Source organism: Spongiactinospora sp. 9N601, from assembly GCF_044326295.1.
GTDB classification, from domain to species: Bacteria; Actinomycetota; Actinomycetes; order Streptosporangiales; family Streptosporangiaceae; genus Spongiactinospora; species Spongiactinospora gelatinilytica.
On the sequence record NZ_JBIRBB010000004.1, the window covers coordinates 299,630 to 315,350 of the forward strand.

Annotated in this window: 16 protein-coding genes; 3 read left to right on the forward strand and 13 right to left on the reverse strand. The window is 72.4% G+C overall.

Annotated features, from left to right (window positions below):
* Positions 1-2: 2 nt before the first annotated feature.
* The 3 genes from ACH34R_RS11205 to ACH34R_RS11215 all read right to left on the reverse strand — a co-directional run bounded on the left by ACH34R_RS11205 (position 3) and on the right by ACH34R_RS11215 (position 3,514).
* Positions 3-1,481 carry an ArnT family glycosyltransferase gene (locus ACH34R_RS11205; protein ID WP_397561288.1) on the reverse strand — a complete coding sequence of 493 codons (1,479 nt, stop codon included), beginning with the start codon at positions 1,479-1,481 and terminating at the stop codon, positions 3-5.
* A gap of 258 nt (positions 1,482-1,739) precedes the next feature.
* Complete coding sequence (locus tag ACH34R_RS11210; RefSeq protein WP_397561289.1) at positions 1,740-2,417, reverse strand: response regulator; 678 nt, start codon at positions 2,415-2,417, stop codon at positions 1,740-1,742.
* Positions 2,414-3,514, reverse strand: coding sequence for a sensor histidine kinase (locus tag ACH34R_RS11215; protein WP_397561290.1), 1,101 nt, complete (start codon positions 3,512-3,514; stop codon positions 2,414-2,416). The genes ACH34R_RS11210 and ACH34R_RS11215 overlap by 4 nt, the downstream gene beginning before the upstream one ends.
* A gap of 401 nt (positions 3,515-3,915) precedes the next feature.
* On the opposite strand from ACH34R_RS11215, the gene ACH34R_RS11220 reads away from it, so the two are divergent.
* Both ACH34R_RS11220 and ACH34R_RS11225 read left to right on the forward strand, forming a co-directional pair.
* A complete protein-coding gene (locus tag ACH34R_RS11220) occupies positions 3,916-4,560 on the forward strand; it encodes an N-acetylmuramoyl-L-alanine amidase (protein WP_397561291.1) in 645 nt (214 codons plus the stop codon).
* Positions 4,561-4,606: 46 nt separating this feature from the next.
* Positions 4,607-4,837, forward strand: a complete 231-nt coding sequence (locus ACH34R_RS11225; RefSeq protein WP_397561292.1) for a hypothetical protein — start codon at positions 4,607-4,609, stop codon at positions 4,835-4,837.
* 69 nt (positions 4,838-4,906) lie between these two features.
* On the opposite strand, the gene ACH34R_RS11230 is transcribed toward ACH34R_RS11225, so the two are convergent.
* The 5 genes from ACH34R_RS11230 to ACH34R_RS11250 all read right to left on the reverse strand — a co-directional run bounded on the left by ACH34R_RS11230 (position 4,907) and on the right by ACH34R_RS11250 (position 9,573).
* Positions 4,907-5,383: a hypothetical protein gene (locus ACH34R_RS11230; protein WP_397561293.1), complete on the reverse strand. Its 477-nt coding sequence runs from the start codon at positions 5,381-5,383 to the stop codon at positions 4,907-4,909.
* Positions 5,384-5,401: 18 nt separating this feature from the next.
* On the reverse strand, positions 5,402-6,295 hold the full coding sequence (locus ACH34R_RS11235; RefSeq protein ID WP_397561294.1) for a hypothetical protein: 894 nt from the start codon (positions 6,293-6,295) through the stop codon (positions 5,402-5,404).
* Positions 6,296-6,608: 313 nt separating this feature from the next.
* Positions 6,609-7,583: an alpha/beta hydrolase gene (locus ACH34R_RS11240; RefSeq protein ID WP_397561295.1), complete on the reverse strand. Its 975-nt coding sequence runs from the start codon at positions 7,581-7,583 to the stop codon at positions 6,609-6,611.
* A gap of 85 nt (positions 7,584-7,668) precedes the next feature.
* A complete protein-coding gene (locus ACH34R_RS11245; protein WP_397561296.1) occupies positions 7,669-8,229 on the reverse strand; it encodes a TetR family transcriptional regulator in 561 nt (186 codons plus the stop codon).
* 135 nt (positions 8,230-8,364) lie between these two features.
* Positions 8,365-9,573: an MFS transporter gene (locus ACH34R_RS11250; RefSeq protein ID WP_397561297.1), complete on the reverse strand. Its 1,209-nt coding sequence runs from the start codon at positions 9,571-9,573 to the stop codon at positions 8,365-8,367.
* Between the two features lie 65 nt (positions 9,574-9,638).
* Here ACH34R_RS11250 and ACH34R_RS11255 point away from each other — a divergent pair, with 65 nt between their 5' ends.
* The gene (locus ACH34R_RS11255; protein ID WP_397561298.1) at positions 9,639-10,058 is read left to right on the forward strand and encodes a MerR family transcriptional regulator; all 420 of its coding nucleotides are present in this window, start codon (positions 9,639-9,641) and stop codon (positions 10,056-10,058) included.
* Here the strand turns inward: ACH34R_RS11255 and ACH34R_RS11260 are convergent.
* The 5 genes from ACH34R_RS11260 to ACH34R_RS11280 all read right to left on the reverse strand — a co-directional run bounded on the left by ACH34R_RS11260 (position 9,995) and on the right by ACH34R_RS11280 (position 15,711).
* Positions 9,995-10,951, reverse strand: a complete 957-nt coding sequence (locus tag ACH34R_RS11260) for an FAH family protein (RefSeq protein ID WP_397561299.1) — start codon at positions 10,949-10,951, stop codon at positions 9,995-9,997. The two genes, ACH34R_RS11255 and ACH34R_RS11260, sit on opposite strands and share 64 nt — an antisense overlap.
* 9 nt (positions 10,952-10,960) lie before the next feature.
* Positions 10,961-12,256: an aminotransferase class I/II-fold pyridoxal phosphate-dependent enzyme gene (locus ACH34R_RS11265; RefSeq protein WP_397561300.1), complete on the reverse strand. Its 1,296-nt coding sequence runs from the start codon at positions 12,254-12,256 to the stop codon at positions 10,961-10,963.
* Between the two features lie 120 nt (positions 12,257-12,376).
* Positions 12,377-14,011, reverse strand: coding sequence for an AMP-binding protein (locus ACH34R_RS11270; protein WP_397561301.1), 1,635 nt, complete (start codon positions 14,009-14,011; stop codon positions 12,377-12,379).
* Positions 14,008-15,123, reverse strand: a complete 1,116-nt coding sequence (locus tag ACH34R_RS11275; protein WP_397561302.1) for a Glu/Leu/Phe/Val dehydrogenase dimerization domain-containing protein — start codon at positions 15,121-15,123, stop codon at positions 14,008-14,010. Before ACH34R_RS11275 ends, ACH34R_RS11270 begins: the two co-directional genes overlap by 4 nt.
* Positions 15,124-15,147: 24 nt before the next feature.
* Positions 15,148-15,711, reverse strand: coding sequence for a type 1 glutamine amidotransferase (locus tag ACH34R_RS11280; protein WP_397561303.1), 564 nt, complete (start codon positions 15,709-15,711; stop codon positions 15,148-15,150).
* Positions 15,712-15,721: the final 10 nt, after the last annotated feature.

Below are 15,721 nucleotides of genomic sequence, written 5' to 3' on the forward strand. Positions count from 1 at the left end.
GCTCAGTCCACGTGCCGGAAGTCCGGCCAGGCGGTCGCCCACGGGGTGTGCGGGTCCGAGCAGACCGTGATCGGCTGCCCCTGCTCCTCGTTGGCGACCCCGGTGCCGTGGTCGATGACCCCGGCCGGCGAACAGCCCGCGAAGCGCTCGCGCAGCCGCTCGGGCGGCAGGCCCACGAAGACCACCGTCCGCGTGGCCTGCGGCGGCGGCCCCTGGAACCACAGCTCGTTGTGGCCGCTGTAGACCGGGACACCCGGGGCGAACCTGTTCAGCGCGCCGGCCTCGCCGTAGTTCGCGGTGATCACGACCGTCCCCGGCGGCAGCGTCCGGTACACCTCGGCGACCTGGTCGGCGAACCGCGGCCAGCCCACCGACTCCCGGGCCACCTCGTTGGGCGAGCCGCTGAGGACCGGCAGCGGCAGCAGCGGCAGCGCCATGGCGATGCCGATGAGCGAGCCGCCGAGCAGCCCGCCCCACACCGTGCGCCGCCGGGCGGCCCGGCCGGCGGCCCACGCGGCGACGGGCACGCAGCCGGCCGCGTAGGCGAAGATCAGGCTGCCCGCCACGTAGTCCGCCCGCCCGCCCGACACGAAGCCGAGCAGGATCGTCACCAGGGTCGCGATGGCCAGTGCCCGCGTCTGCGGCCTGCGGCGCAGCCAGAGCCACCCGGCGACGGCGATGGCGAACGCGCCCATGCTGAGCAGCGACACCAGCATCGGCACGAACATGATCCGGTTCATCGGCTCGCTGAGCGCGGCGGCCATGGTGAGCTGGGGCCAGCCGTTGGTGGCCTGGTAGACCAGGTTCGGCGAGGCGATCAGCGCGGCCAGGGCCACCCCCGACCAGAACCACCGGTCGGCGAACACCACACGCGGCCCCTTCACCGCCAGTCCGGCCGTGATGAGCAGGCCGGTGGCCAGGCCCGTGATCAGCAGGACGATCAGATGCTTGTTGAACGTGGCCGCTCCCGCGACGGCCCCCGCCGCCACCCACCAGCGGCCGTCGCCGCGCAGCAGGGCGCGCAGCGCGAACAGCACGCACGCCGTCCAGAACACGAAGTCGGCCGACTGGGTGAGCAGGGTGTGCCCGGCGATCAGGGGGAACATCCCGGTGCCGAGCCCGGCGGCGGCGAGCGTCTGCGCGCCCGCCCGGCCGCCCAGCTCGCGGGTGATCGCCACGCCGAGCAGTACCAGCACCCCGGCGCACAACGCGGGCAGCACCCGCAGCCCGAGGATGGTGTCCCCGAACAGCCCGGTGGACAGCCGGGCCAGCAGCGGGGTCAGCGGCGGCTGGTCGAAGTACCCCCAGGCGGGGGACTGGCCGAGCAGCCGGAAGTACAGCTCGTCGCGGTGGTAGCCGTACCACGGGCTGAGCCCGAGCAGGGTGACCACGACGACGCCCGCGATGGGACCGACGGTCCGCCAGGCGAATGCCGGGAGCGGGGGAACGGCGAGCTTGCGGCGGGGGGCTCGAAGAAGCATGCCCCCACGGTCGCGGAGCCGCCGCGCCGTGTCGTCTGCCCCGGAGCAGAACGTGGGGTCAACCCGCGGGCATAGCCGGTGGCTCTCCTGGGTGTACGACGCCGTGGTCGAACACGTACACCACCGCCCTGCTGCGGTTGCGTACTCGCAGCTTGGTGAAGGTCCGGCTGATGTGCCAGGCGCGGAATGTCGGTCGGTGGCTCCCGGGGTGTACGACGCCGTGGCCCTCGGGTCGCGTACTGCGAGCGGAACGTCGGGTCAGCCTGTGGGCATAGCCGGTGGTTCTCCTGGGTGTACGACGCCGTGGTCGAACGCGAAGACCACCGCCCCGGCCCGGTCGCGCACGCCCAGTTTGGTGAAGATGCGGCCGACGTGGGTCTTGACCGTGCCCTCGCCGACCACCAGGTGGCGGGCGATCTCGGCGTTGGTGAGGCCGCGGCCGATGCCCTTGAGGACGTCCAGCTCGCGGGCGGTCAGCTCGCCGAGCCGCCGGACCGCGGCCGGGTCGGTCGCCGGATCGGTGCGGTAGCGCCGCAGCACCCGCCCGCAGACCGCCGGGTCCAGCCAGCCGTCGCCCGCCGCGACCGCGCGGACCGCGCGCTGGATGTCCTCGGCCGGGGCGTCCTTCAGGCAGAACCCGGACGCGCCCGCCCGCAGCGCCGCCGCCAGCACGGCGTCCTCGCCGAACGTGGTCAGCACCAGCACCCGCGCGGCCGGATCGGCGGCGAGCAGGGCACGGGTGGCCTCCACACCGTCCATCCGCGGCATCCGGATGTCCATGACCACGGCATCGGGCCGGGCCCGGGCGACCTCGGCCAGTGCCGCGTGCCCGTCGGCGGCCTCGCCGACCACGCCGAAGCCGTACGGCTCGCGCAGGATCGTGCGCAGCCCGGCCCTGGCCAGCTCCTGGTCATCGACCAGCACGACCGAGATCATGCCGGGAGGTCCGTCCGCACGGCCCACCGGCCGTCCTCCGGCCCGGCGGTGACCTGGCCGCCGATCATGCGCACCCGGTCGGCCATCGCGCGAAGTCCCATGCCGCCATTGTGCCGGGGCGGGCGGCCGGGCAGCGGGTTGGTGACCGTCGCCTGTACCGCGCCCTGCTCCGACACGCGCACCCGTACCTCGACGGGGCAGCGCGGCGCGTGCCGGGTCGCGTTGGCCAGGGCCTCCTGGACCAGCCGGTAGAGCACCATTCCGGTGGTCGCGCTCACCGCGGGCAGCGCGCCCTCGACGCTCGCGTCCAGGTCCAGGCCGGCCGCCCGGTATTCGGCGAACAGGCCGGGCAGCTCCGGCGCGGTGGGCTGCGGGGCGGCCACGGTGGCGTCGGGGGACTCCTCGGCCAGGACGCGGACCACCTTGCGCAGCTCGGTCATGCTCTGCCGGGCCAGGCGTTCGGCCTCGGCGATCCCGGCCGCGGCGGCCTTGGGGTCGTGTTCGAGCGCCAGCCGTACGCCGCCCAGGTGCAGTACCGTCACCGCGAGGGTGTGCGCCACGATGTCGTGGACGTCGGCGGCCAGCCGCTGCCGCTCGGTCAGGGCCGCGGCGGCGGTGGCGGCGCTCTCGGCCCGGTGCAGCCGCTCGCCTACCTCGATCCGGTAGCGCGCGGCCCAGCCGCTCCAGAAGACGAGGCTCGCGGCGGCCAGCCAGTTCGGCCACCCGGGGTCGGGCGAGGCGTACGCCGCCGCGCCCACCACGCCCAGCGAGGCGAGCCAGATCACGACGCCCGCCCGAAGCCGCAGGGCGAGCGCGACGAACGCGACGTAGAGCACCAGGATGAACCAGCCGACGCTGTTGATCGCCAGCCCGGTCAGCGCGGCGAAGGCCGCAGGGGCGAGGAGACCGGCCACCTCGGCGGTACGGCCGGGCCCGGCCCGGACCATGACGACACACAGGACGACCAGGCCGGTCCCGCCGGCCAGCGGCCATACGGGGTCACCGCCGCGGATGATCGTTTGCACCCACGACAGGCCGACCAGCAACACCAGCGCCCCAAGACCGACCGGCACCAGCCGGCGGGAAGACTCCACCACCCGCCAATCGTAGAAACGCCCGGCCCCCCGCACATCTCCCTGAAGGGATACCCGCCCTCCACCCACGGTCAGAGCCAAAGGGCGGGCCGGGGCCCGGAGTACCTGTCCGCCAGCGACTGTGCGGCGGGGAAGCTCCGCGCACCGCGCTCCGCGCGCAATCGCCTTCGCTTCGCTCAGCCGCCCTTTTCTCATGTCGGGCTCCGCCCGACGCCGTGGCCCGGCCTCGTTCGCCGCTTTCCCGCTGTTCCCCACTGATACTCCGGCGGCTTCTACCACGCACTCAATGGGTCGTCGCACGAGAGATGGGCAGGTCCCCTATTACCATCGACGACCTGAGTGTGTGTCGGCTCCTCCCCATCCCGGAGCATGGCCGCCGCCGGAGGCGTCTCTTTAAGGCCCTGGTGCGCTCGGGCCGGGCCGGGCTCGCCGGGCCGCTGTCGCACTTCGGTCTCGGCCGGTCCGGGCGCATCTATGTGATCGCCGCCGGGCGGTGCTGGCACAACGCGCCCTCCACCTCTGCCCAGCACACCAACAGCGCGAGCATCGGCATCGAGGCCGAGAACAACGGCTCGCAGCCATGGCCGCCCGACCAGCTCGACGCCTACCGCAAGCTGTGCGCTGAACTGTGCCGCGAGTTCGACCTGCCCGCGTCCCGGGTGAAGGGCCACAAGGAAGTCAACTCGCAAAAGCCCGACCCACACCACCCCGACCCACACCACATCGACATGGACGACTTCCGCGCGGTGGCCGCGCGGCTCATCAAGGGAGGGGACGACGACGTGAGCGCCAAGGAGCTGTGGCAGCACGAGCTGGCCGTGCCGTACGGCAGCAAGGAGAACCCCGAGTGGCAGGCCGGGAACATCCTGGTCAACCACGGGAACTGGCTGCGGAAGATCTCCGCTCAGGTGGACGCGCAGAACGCGACCATCAAGGCCCTGGCCGACGCGCTGGCGCAGCGCGACGAGGCCGTGGACGTCGATGCCCTCGTGGCGCGGATTCGCGCCGAGATCGAGCGTGTAACCGTCCGACTGGACGTCACCGAGTAACCCCCTGTTTGGCCGCCCAGGCGGTCTGAGCCCTTGGAGGCTACCTGTGAAGATCGGCAAGTACTGGAAGAGCGTCCTGGCCGTGGTCGGCGCGGTCGTGGTCGCGGGCGAGGCCGTCATTGACGACCAGCTCATCACCCCGAACGAGTGGGTGAACCTCGGCATTGCCCTGCTCACCGCGATCGGAGTGTGGGCCGTGCCCAACAAGGGCGCCGGTGCCCGGACTGCGGGCTACCACCCGGGCGGGCACGCCGGGCGGGACCTGCACGGCCTATAGACCGACACCGTCACCCCCGCCCTTCCCGCGATACACCGCGGGAAGGGCGGGGCTTTTGTTGTTTCGTCCCTAGCGGGTCGCGCCATCTGGCCAGAACACCCGAACCGGCATTCCCCGTTCCCTCGCGGCGGCGACCACGTCGGCGGTGCCGCCGTAACCGCGGGCGGGCAGTCCGTCCCACACCGCCCACACTTCTTCGGCCATCTCCAGCATCCGCTCCGACGCGGCCTGATGAGATGCGCCAGTGGATTCGACGAACGCCATCTCATGCACTCGCGCCGCAGCGGCGTACAGGGAATCGTAGAGGGGCCAGTGCTCGGCAGGTAGACCCTCCCGGTATTCGGCCGCAGGCACCACGACCTCAAGTTCCCCGCCAGTGTCGAGGACGGCACGGGCGAACAGGGAGTCGGCCCCGTCGGCGATGCACGACAGGCCGACCACCTGTTCGCCGATGCCGCCCAACGCATCGCGGAGTTCTCGGTCGATCTGCTGCTCGACGGCGGTCGGCAACCCCCGATGCCCGGTGATGGCAATGCGCAACGTCATGAAAAGATTGTCCCCCGCTCAACCGATCCTGGCGGCCAGTAGCCGCTCATCGAACGCGGCGACGCTGGGCAGGACAGGCCCGCTATAAGAGGAGCGGAAGCGCTGGGCGGCCTGGATCACACGCTCGCTGTCGTACAACACCCCAGTCGAGAGTGCGGTGCCGGCGAGCGAAAATGCCTCATCGAGTTCGCCCTCCATACGGCGGATGGCGGCAATCTCCAAAACCAAAATCGCCCGCTGCTTCTCGGCTGGCTGGATTGCGTTTAACGACTCAGCGAAAGCGGCGAGCGCTGTGGCAGGCTGCCCGAGCCGCACCGCGCACAAGGCCCGAAAACCAGCGAGCTTAGCCTCGGTGAAGGGGAAAATAAACGGCCACGGGGGCGTGGACGTTCGGCTGACCGCGCGCTCGGCTTCGGCGAGCGCAAGGCGACAGGCGCGGCCGTCGTGGGCGGTGGCGTGCGCGAGCGCGGTCAGGCAGGCGAGCCAGGCGCGGGCAGATGCAGGTGCCTGATCGCCCATCGCCGCTCGGGCGCGCCCCAGCAGCAGGAGCGCGAGGCGGGGGTCGCCGTCGGCCTCGAACTGGGCGAGACTGCCGACTAGGTAGCCCGTGAGAAGACCGTGCCCACTCCGGCGGGCGGCATCTATCCCAACCCTGTAGTAGGTGCGGGCACTGCCGGCGTCGGCCATGTCGGCGTGCAGCCAGGCAGCGAACCCGGCGGCCTCGGCGATCACGCTCAGCAGTTGACCGCGCAGTGGGCTGGTGGCCGATCTGGCGAGCACAGCACGGGCGACGCCTAGATGTGCGATCACGCCGGGCGCGAGATGGTGGCCGCCCTGAACGTGCAGCTCGGCATCCTCGCCCGGATGGGCGCGGCCTAAAGACCGGGGGTGGCCGGGCCGACGTCCACCCATAGAGGGACACCCGCTCGCCGCCCCTGAGGGGACCGGATCTCGCGGATCTCGAACTCCATCGCACTCCCCAAGCTGGGGTGTTGCGACGACCGCTAGAAGGGAGGAGATCCCGGGCGGGGCGCTCGCGCGTACGGCTGCGCGTGGGATACGAGCTGTATCTGTTGTTGATCTTGCAGGGGGTGCCAGCAGGTGTCAGGCGCACCCGGCCACCCACTTCTGGTAGCCGCGCGCCGACAGCCGGTCGGTGCGCTTGGGCGCGATGCGCTGGAGTAGGGAGTGCTTGGCCACCTGGGCCGTCTGCATCGGTGTTGGGTCAGAGGTGGAGGATGCGTTGGAGCCAGGAGTGTTTGGTGGTGAGGGCGGCCTGGGAGACACGGGCGGCCGATGTGCCCGCGAAGCCGTGGTAGCCGCCCGCCCAGACGTGCAGTTCGGCCTGGCCGCCGGTGGCCCAGATCCGGGTGGCGAACTCGACGGCCTCGTCGCGGAAGACCTCGGCCGCGCCCACCTCGATGTACGCGGGCGGCAGGCCGGACAGGTCGGCGGCGCGGGCGGGGGCCTCGTGCGGGAGTACGTCGGCGGTGCCGCGGCGCGGGCCGAGGATGGCGGTCCAGGCGGTGTCGTTGTTGTTGCGGTCCCAGGCGCCGATGCCGTCGTACTGGTGGCTGGAGACGGTGGTGTTCCTGTCGTCGATCATGGGGGCGCCCATGTAGAGCCCGGCCGCCGCCGGGCCGCCGCGGTCGCGGGCCATGAGGGCGACCGCCGCGGTCAGCCCGCCGCCCGCGCTGAAGCCGGAGATCAGCAGCCTTTCGGGGTCGAAGCCCAGCTCCTCGGCGTGCCCGGCCGTCCAGAGGTACCCGGCGTAGCAGTCCTCGGCCTGCGCGGGCGAAGGGTGTTCGGGGGCGAGCCGGTACTCCACGGTCACCCCCACCGTGCCGTACTCGACCGCCGCCGAGATCAGGCCCTCGATGCCGAAGAACCGGGTGCCGACCAGCATGCCGCCGCCGTGGATCTCGTAGATGCCCGCCGCGCCGTGGCGCGGCCCGCCCTTCGGACGTACGACGGTGACGGTCACGTCGGGCGCGCCCTCGGGACCGGGCACCTCCACGTCCCACCACTCCACCGGGCGGTCGCCCACGATGTCGGCCATCGGCGGGATCAGCGCGGCGAAGATCTCCCGGTTGCGCTGGATGGTGTCCGCCCGCAGCGGCACGGCCTCCACCGCCGCCACGAAGGCCGCCAGCCCCTCTTCCAGCTCGGGGTCATAGGGAACCGGGACGTAGTTCATCATTGGGCCTCCCTGCGCCGCGCCGCACGGCAGCAAAATTCTACGAACGTAGACGCTAGCCGTCGCGGGCCGGTTCGTACAGCCCTTCTCACCCGCACGGGCGGGCCGGTGCGGCGCACCGGTCGGGGCGCAGCAGGTCGAGCAGGATGTCGCAGGCGTGCTCGGCGTCGTGGTTCGCGCGGCCGGCCGGTTCCCTGGGGGCGCGGGAGAAGTACCACACGAAGGCCAGCAGCAGGCGGGCGACCACCTCGGCCGGATAGTTCGCCACGATGGCCCCCTCGGACTGCGCCTGGCGGATCAGCGTGAGCAGCGGGATGTGGATCGCGGTGAGGTCCGCGGACGCCGCCGGTCCGTCGGTGAGCAGGCGGATGGCCGCCCGCGTGCGGATGTCGCATTGCAGGCCCCGGGCCAGGGCCATCACGCTGCGGTGCAGGGCCACCTCGGCGGAGACTCCGGATCGGCGGTTGCGGGTGTAGGTGTCGGCCCAGCTCGTCAGGAACTGGTCGATCAGTACCCCGGCCAGGCCCTGCTTGGAGCGGAAGTGCGCGTACAGGGCGCCCTTGGTCATGCCGATCCGGGCCGCCACCGCCTGCATCGTCGCGTCGCCATAGCCGTGCAGGACGAACTCCGCGGCGGCGCTGTCCAACACCTGTTCGCGTGTGCGTCGAGACCGCTCCTGCACTGGCCGCCTCTCATCATCATCAGCAGATGGGGTGAATCGGGAAACGGGCCTCGGGCGGCGGCGGCCCCGCGCCGCCGCCGCGCGAGAGTGGAAGCGAGAAGGCTAGAGCGCGCTCGGGCGCCTCGACGGGAACGCGTGCGCGCGGGCGGCCACCACCACGATCAGCACCGGCACCAGCAGCAGGAAGACGCTCCACGGGAAGGACGACGGGCCGAGGGCGTCCAGCAGGATGCCGCCGACCGCGCCGCCGCCGGCCATGAACGAGTTCCAGGTGGTGACCAGGAGGGCCTGCCCGCGGTCGCCGCCCGCGTCGGTCACCGCGGTCTGGAGAAGGGTGGCCACGCCGCCCCAGCCGAGCCCCCACAGCACCATCGCGACGTAGACGACGGCGGGGACGTCGGCCAGCAGCGCCAGCGCGGCGGCGGCCACGATGAACAGGGCCGTGCTGCCGATGGTGAGGTGCCGTAGCCTCCGGTCCACCAGCGCGCCGGTGATCCAGATGCTGACCATGGACGCGATGCCGAAGACCAGCAGCACGATGTCGCGGTCGCTCTCCATCTTGTACTCGTTGAGGAACGTGGCGATGTAGGTGTAGAGGATGTTGTGCGACAGCACGTAGACCGCGACCACGAACAGAACCGCCACCACGCCGGGCAGGGAGAGGGCGCGCAGGATCGGTTCGCGGGCCTCCGGCCGCTGCCCCGGGTAGTTGGGCACCGACAGCGAGATCCAGCCCAGCAGGATCACCGCGATCGCGGTGACCAGTAAGAACGTCAGCCGCCAGCCGAACAGCCCGCCCAGGAAGGTGCCGGCCGGGATGCCCAGGGACAGCGCCAGCGGGATGCCCGCCATGGTGATCGCGATGGCCCGGCCCTGGAGGTGCGGGGGCGCCAGGCGGCGGGCGTACCCCACCAGTTCGGCCCAGATCACGCCCGCGGCCACACCGGCGACCAGCCGGAAGACCATGGTCACCGGGTAGTTGGACGATATCGCGGTGATGGTGTTGGCCACCGCGAAGGTCGCCACGGCCAGCAGCACCAGGTGCTTGCGCCGCCACGTCGCCGTGGTCACCGCCACCGGGATCGCCGAGACGCCGGTGGCGATGGCGTAGATGGTCAGCGCCTGCCCCATCGCCGACTCGCTGACGGAAAGGTCACGGGCCATCTCGGGGAGTACACCCGCGGGCAGCGCTTCTGTCAGAATGCCCATGAACGCGGCGGTGCACAAAGCCAGCAGCGGTGACCAGGGAAGCCGGTCCGACGCCGCCACCGTGCCGGGGCCGGATCTTGATTCTGTACGTTCGGTGGTCATGGTTGGTATCCTCAAACCCTCTCATAGATGTGAGTGTCAACAGCGAACGCTGTGAGGTGGGTCACATGCGGATCGGGCAGCTTTCCGAGCGCACCGGCACGTCCCGTCGCCTGCTGCGTTACTACGAAGAGCAGGGCCTGATCGGCGCGACGCGCTCCTCGAACGGATACCGCGAGTACGACGAGCGGTGCGTGGACAAGGTCCTTCAGGTGAGAGGTCTGCTCGATGCCGGACTCCCGGTCCGGATCATCAAGCAGATCCTCCCGTGCATCGACCAGCCGCGGACCATTCACGTCTCCGACGCCACCCCCGAGACGATCGCCACCCTGGAGCACGAGCGCGACCGGATGACCCGGCAGATCCGCTGCCTGACCCGCAACCGCGACGCCCTGACCGACTACCTCGACGCGGTGCGCGCGGCTCAGCGATCGGCCGCCCCCGAGCCCGGCCGCGCCGCCGAGCCCGAGGTCGCCAGGACCGCCTGACCCGTTCCGGCCTCGGCCGCGTACTCCACCACGTTGGAGAGCACGACGTCATGGCTGGTCACCTCGATGGTCAGCCGGTCGCCGTCGGCGATGGTGAACCCGTCGTGGTAGCTCGCCTTGTCCGCGCCGAGCAGCAGGTAGTTCACCAGCCCCGGCCGGCGCACCGCCGGGTACGAGAACAGGTTGCCCACCATGTCCGGCACCCGGTGGTAGATGGCGTCGGACCCGCAGGCGAAGGGGCCCTCCCAGGCCGTCGCCCCCGCGCGCTCGATGACGATCCGGCCGGCCACGGTCCGGGGCGGCTCGTCCAGGAACAGCCAGGGCGTCAGGGAGGTGTCGCACAGCTTGGCGTACGGGGTCCAGCCCCACGGGTTCTGAAGGTGCAGGCCGATGTCGTTCAGGTCGTTGCCGAAGGTGTATCCGGCGTAGTGCGGGGTGCCGTCGGCGTCGTTGACGTACACCAGCGCGACCTCCGGCTCCTCCAGCAGCGCGATCGGCGCGGCGGGCACCGTCAGCGGCTCGCCGGGCATCCGCAGCCAGGAGCCGAAGCCCTTGATCACCCAGTTCGGCGCCCGGAACTCCTCCGCCGGGTCGGGGGCGCGGTCGAACTTGGACCTGTGCGTCCCCATGAAGCCGCTGACCAGGGCGTTCCCGGTGCCGGTGGGCAGTAGCGGGGGCAGGTGGCGCACGCCGGGGTCGCCCGCGGTCACCGTGACGGTCGCGGCCCCCTCGGTGACGGCGGCGATCACCGCCGCCGCCCCGCCCCCGGCGATCACGGCGTCGCGCAGCGTGTCGTCCGTGACGCGGTAGAGAGTCACGGGCTCACCGTGGGACGGTTTGCCGAGGCCCGCGTACCGGTGGCCCCGGTATTCGCACTCGAAGATGATGGACATGGGATCCTCCTAGGTCGTGGGTCCGGTGAGGTCGGTCAGGACCTCGGTGACGCGGTCCAGGGACGCCCTGATCCAGGGCAGTCCCAAGGGGGCGGGCGAGGTCAGGGCGGTGGTGCGTTCGGCGGCGGTCTCGCCGTACAGCCGGGCGGTCGCGGCCCGGATGCGCAGCGAGCGGCGGGGTTCGCCGAACGCCGGCCCCGGCAGCACGCCCACTCCGTACCGTTCGGCGAGCAGCGCGGCGAGGTCGTCGCCGCCGCGTACGCCGTGGTCGCGGGCGAGCCGGTCCCGCAGCGGCTCGAAGTCGGGGTAGAGGTAGCAGGTCGCGCGGACCGGGGCGAGTTCGGCCCCGGCGGCGGTGAAGGACCGCGCCATCGCGCGGGCCACCGCCTCGTGCAGCGCGCGGCTCGCGGCGACGCGGGCGACCACCTCGGGCGGCTCCGCGAAGGCGTACGCCGCGGCGGCCTGCACCGGGGCCGCCGTGGTCGACCAGATCTGGCTGGCCACGGCGACCAGCCGGGTGCGCAGTTCGTCCCCGAGCGGCCCGTCCGGGAGCCGGGCGACCCCCATCCGCCAGCCACCGAGCGCCAGGTTCTTGGTGAGCCCGGTGGTGACCACGGTGCGCTCGGGCGCGGACAGCGCCGGGGAGACCGCCGGGTTCGCGGCGTCGAAGACCAGGTCGCAGTAGATCTCGTCGGAGATGACGATCAGGTCCAGGTCCCTGGCCGCCTGCCCCAGGGCCTGGACGGTGGCGGGCGCGGCGATGGTGCCGGTCGGGTTGTCCGGTACCGTCACCACCACGCACCTCGGGTGCCGCCCGGCCGCCCTGGCCGCGGCGACCGCCTCGCGCAGCGCCGCCGGATCGGGCACCCCGCCCTCGCCCGGCCGGGTGCGTACCGGGATCGTCCGGGCCCCGGCCAGCGTGGCCTGCGCCGTGTAGCTGACCCAGCTCGGCACCGGCACCACCACGTCGCCCCCGGCGGCCAGCAGCAGCGCGAAGAGCAGCGGTTTGCTCCCCGGCCCGCAGACCACCTGGCCGGGGTCGCAGCCGAGGCCCCGGCGCGCCCAGTACCCGGCCGCGGCGGCGCGCAGCGCGGGGCTGCCCGCGACCGGGCCGTAGGCGTTGCCGCCGGCCGCCGCGGCGAGCCGGTCTTTCAGCGCGGGCAGGACCGGCAGGCCGATCTCGCCGCTCGCCATGGACAGCACCCGCTCGCCCGCGCCACGGCGGCGGGCCAGCGCCTCGTCGGCCGCGAGGGTCGCCGACATCGTCACGGGTGTGGGCCGGGGCATGGTCGCGGGTTCGGGCATGGTCGCCTCCAGCGGTCGGGCAGCGGTCGGGCAGCGGTTGGGCAGCGGTCGGGCAATGGCGGGCAATGGCGGGCAATGGCGGGCAATGGCGGGCAATGGTCGGATTTCGGCGATCAGGGGTCAGCGCACGGCGTGGCGCTTGCGGAGTTCGGCCTTGCGGACCTTCCCGGTGAGGGTCTTGGGCAGCGCGTCCACCACGACGACCCGTTCCGGTACCGACCAGTCCTCGACTCCGGCGTCGCGGACGTGCCGCCCGATCTCGGCGAGGGACGGCCCGGCCGCCCCGCGCGGCACGACGACCGCGCCGATCTCCTCGCCGGTGGCGGTGGGCAGGCCGACCACGGCGGCCTCGGTCACCTTCGGGTGCCGGCCGATCAGCGCTTCGAGTTCGGTGACCGGGACGTACGACCCGCCGCGCAGGATCGCGTCCTTGACCCGCCCGAGGACGCGGATGCCGCCGCGCCCGTCGGACCGCGCCAGGTCACCGGTGTCGAACCAGCCGTCCGCGCCGAACTGCGCGGCGAACGCGTCCTCGTGCCTGTGGTAGCCGAGCGCGAGCGACGCGCCGCGCATCCGCAGCCGCCCCACCTCGCCCCCGGGGGTGACGGGGTCGATCCGGACCTCCATCGGGCCGATCGGCCGCCCGTGGCTGTGCGCCGCCCAGTCCGCCGGCTGCTCCGGCCTGGTCATGGTCACCGGGCCGCTCTCCGACATCCCCCACAGCGAGTAGGCGCGCGCGCCCAGCACGTCGCGCACCTCGTCGATCAGCCCCTGGAGCACCGGCGCGGTACCGATCACCACATGCCGGAGCCGGCCGACGTCGCGGGGCCGCTCCCGCTGCGCGGCGATCACGTCGCCGATCGTGGCGGGCGGGCCGTACAGCAGGTTCGCCGCGTACCGGTCCACCAGGTCCAGCAGCGCGCCGTTGTCCGTGACGTCCTGGAACACCACGGTGCCGCCCAGCATCACCCCGCCGAGCACGCCCTGCGCGAAGCCGGAGTAGTGGTAGAGCGGGCTGGACAGCACCGCGACCAGCTCGTCGCCGACGCCGTACGCGGAAAGGTAGCCGCGCACCGCCGAGTAGATCGTGTTCTGGCTGTGCAGCACGCCCTTGGACACGCCGGTGGTGCCCGAGGTGAAGAGCACCACGAACGGCTCGTCCGGCCCGAGCGCCAGCGCGGGCAGGTCTTCTCGCCGCCGGTTCTCCCAGTCCACGGCCACGAAGAGGGAGTGGAACTCGCGGGCCCCCGGCGGGACCTCGCCACCGGCCACCACCACGTGCTCGACGGCGGGCAGCCCGGCGCACAGCTTCGCGGTGATCGCGCCCACCGGGGTGCCCTGCCACTCGCTCAGCGTGATCACCACCCGGGCCTGGGTGAGTTCCAGGCGGTGGCGCAGCTCGGCCTCCGGGCAGATCGGCGCGATCGGGCAGACGACCGCGCCGACCCGGGCGCAGGCGAAGATCAGCGGCACGATCTCCCAGCGGCTGGAGAGCTGGACCGCCACGAAGTCGCCCCGCCGTATGCCCAGTTCCAGCAGCGCGCCCGCGAAGCGGTCGGTGAGCCGGGCCAGTTCGGCGTAGTCGAGGGTGTCGGTACGGGCCTCGGCGAGCCGGCGTCCGGCGATGGCGGGCTTGTGCGGACGCTCCCTGGCCTGGCGGAACAGGTCGTCCAGGAAGGTCTCGTCCCGCCACCAGCCGCGCTCGCGGTACTCCGCGGCCCACGCCGGGCCGTATGTCGCGAGGACGGTGGTCACGCCCGGACCTTCCGGCGCGCGGCCAGCAGGTCCGCCAGCGGATCGACCGAACCACCGGACGCCGCCGCCAGCAGGTCCCTGGTGTTGTCCCTGACCCGGTCGGCCACCCAGCCGAACACCCACTCCTTGCGCGCGTCCGCGGCCAGCTCGAACGGCACGACCCTGGCGATGGCCAGGCCCGCCGCCGCGGCCCCGCCGACGTTCGCGACCACGTCGGGGATCAGGGTCGCGCCGGAGGCGGCGACCTTCTGCTTGGCCTCCGCGCTGGAGCACAGGTTGCCGCCCTCGACGACCAGCCCGGCGCGCAGCCGGTAGGCGTTGTCGGCGTTCAGCGCGTCCTTGTTGGCGGCCAGGACCAGCAGGTCGGCGTCCACGTCCAGCCAGCCGTCGGACTCGTCGCAGATGGTGACGCCCTGCGGCAGCCGGGATCGGTCGATCCGGCCCAGGCTGTCGGTGATGGCGATGAGGGCGTCCACCGGCAGCCGGTCGGCGCTGATGGTGCCGTTGACGTCGGCGACGGCCACGATGCGGTGGCCGCGCTCTTCCAGGAACCGGGCGACCGCCCGGCCGACCGTGCCGAACCCCTGGATGACGACCCGCGCCTCCTGGTCGTGGTGGGTGGCCACGAGGGCGGTGACCGCCGACACGCCGACGCCGTGCCCGGTGCAGTCCACCAGCGGCTCGTAGTAGGTGCGCCAGTCCATCGGCATGTCCACGGCCCTGGCCCGGTGCCGCGGGTCGTAGCCGGCCTCGGCGAAGAACAGCGCCCGGTCCGCGGGCGTCACGCCCAGGTCGATGCCCAGGTGGATGCCGCCGTGCAGCAGTGGCCGCACGGTACGGCCGAAGGTCTTGAAGGTCTCCTCGCGGTTTTCGCCATCGGAGATGATGCCGCCCTTGGCCCCGCCGATCGGCAGGCCGACGAGGGTCAGCTTCTCGGTCATGCCCCGGGCGAGGCCGCGTACCTCGTCCTCGGTCACCGAGCCGGTCATCCGGACGCCGCCCATGGCCAGGCCGTCCACGAGCGAGTCGACCACGACCCAGCCGTTGAGCGGGCCGCCGCTGCCGTTCAGCGAGACGACGAAGGCGGGCTCGCGTTCATCCATGGTGCTCATCACGCACTCCTCATTTCGATGTGGTCACTGGTAGAGCCGGGCGAATCCGCGCAGGATCTCCAGTCCGTCGCCGCGGAATTCGAGGTGCGCCTGCGAGCCGTAGATCCGGCCGTCCGCAGACCGCAGGAACTCCACGGGCGCGTGCTCGGAGCGGCCGATGGCGCGGAATCCGGCGGGCGCCTCGCGCAGGTACAGCGTGTGCCGGTGGAAGACCGTCACGGTGGGCTTGACGTGGGCGAACAGCGGGTCGTCCAGGTCCACCTGGACCTCGTAGCCGCCCACCCGCTGCGGCCCTTCGGCCAGTTCGCCGCCGTGCGCGACGGCGATGATCTGCATGCCGCCGCAGATCCCGAAGACCGGGACGTCCGCCGTGGTGATGAGGTCGATCAGCGGCCGGTAGTGGTCGCGATCGTAGGCGCGGACCTTGGTACCGCTCAGCACGATCGCCCGGTAGCGCGGATCGAGCCGTTCCGGCACCTCGGAGACGGGCACGGCGTCGGTCTGCGACCCCAGATCCTCAAGGCGCCGGCGAAGCTGTTTCAGGGAAAGCGTTCCGTTGTTGACCACCAAGACCCGGGACGTCGCCACGAGTTCGGCT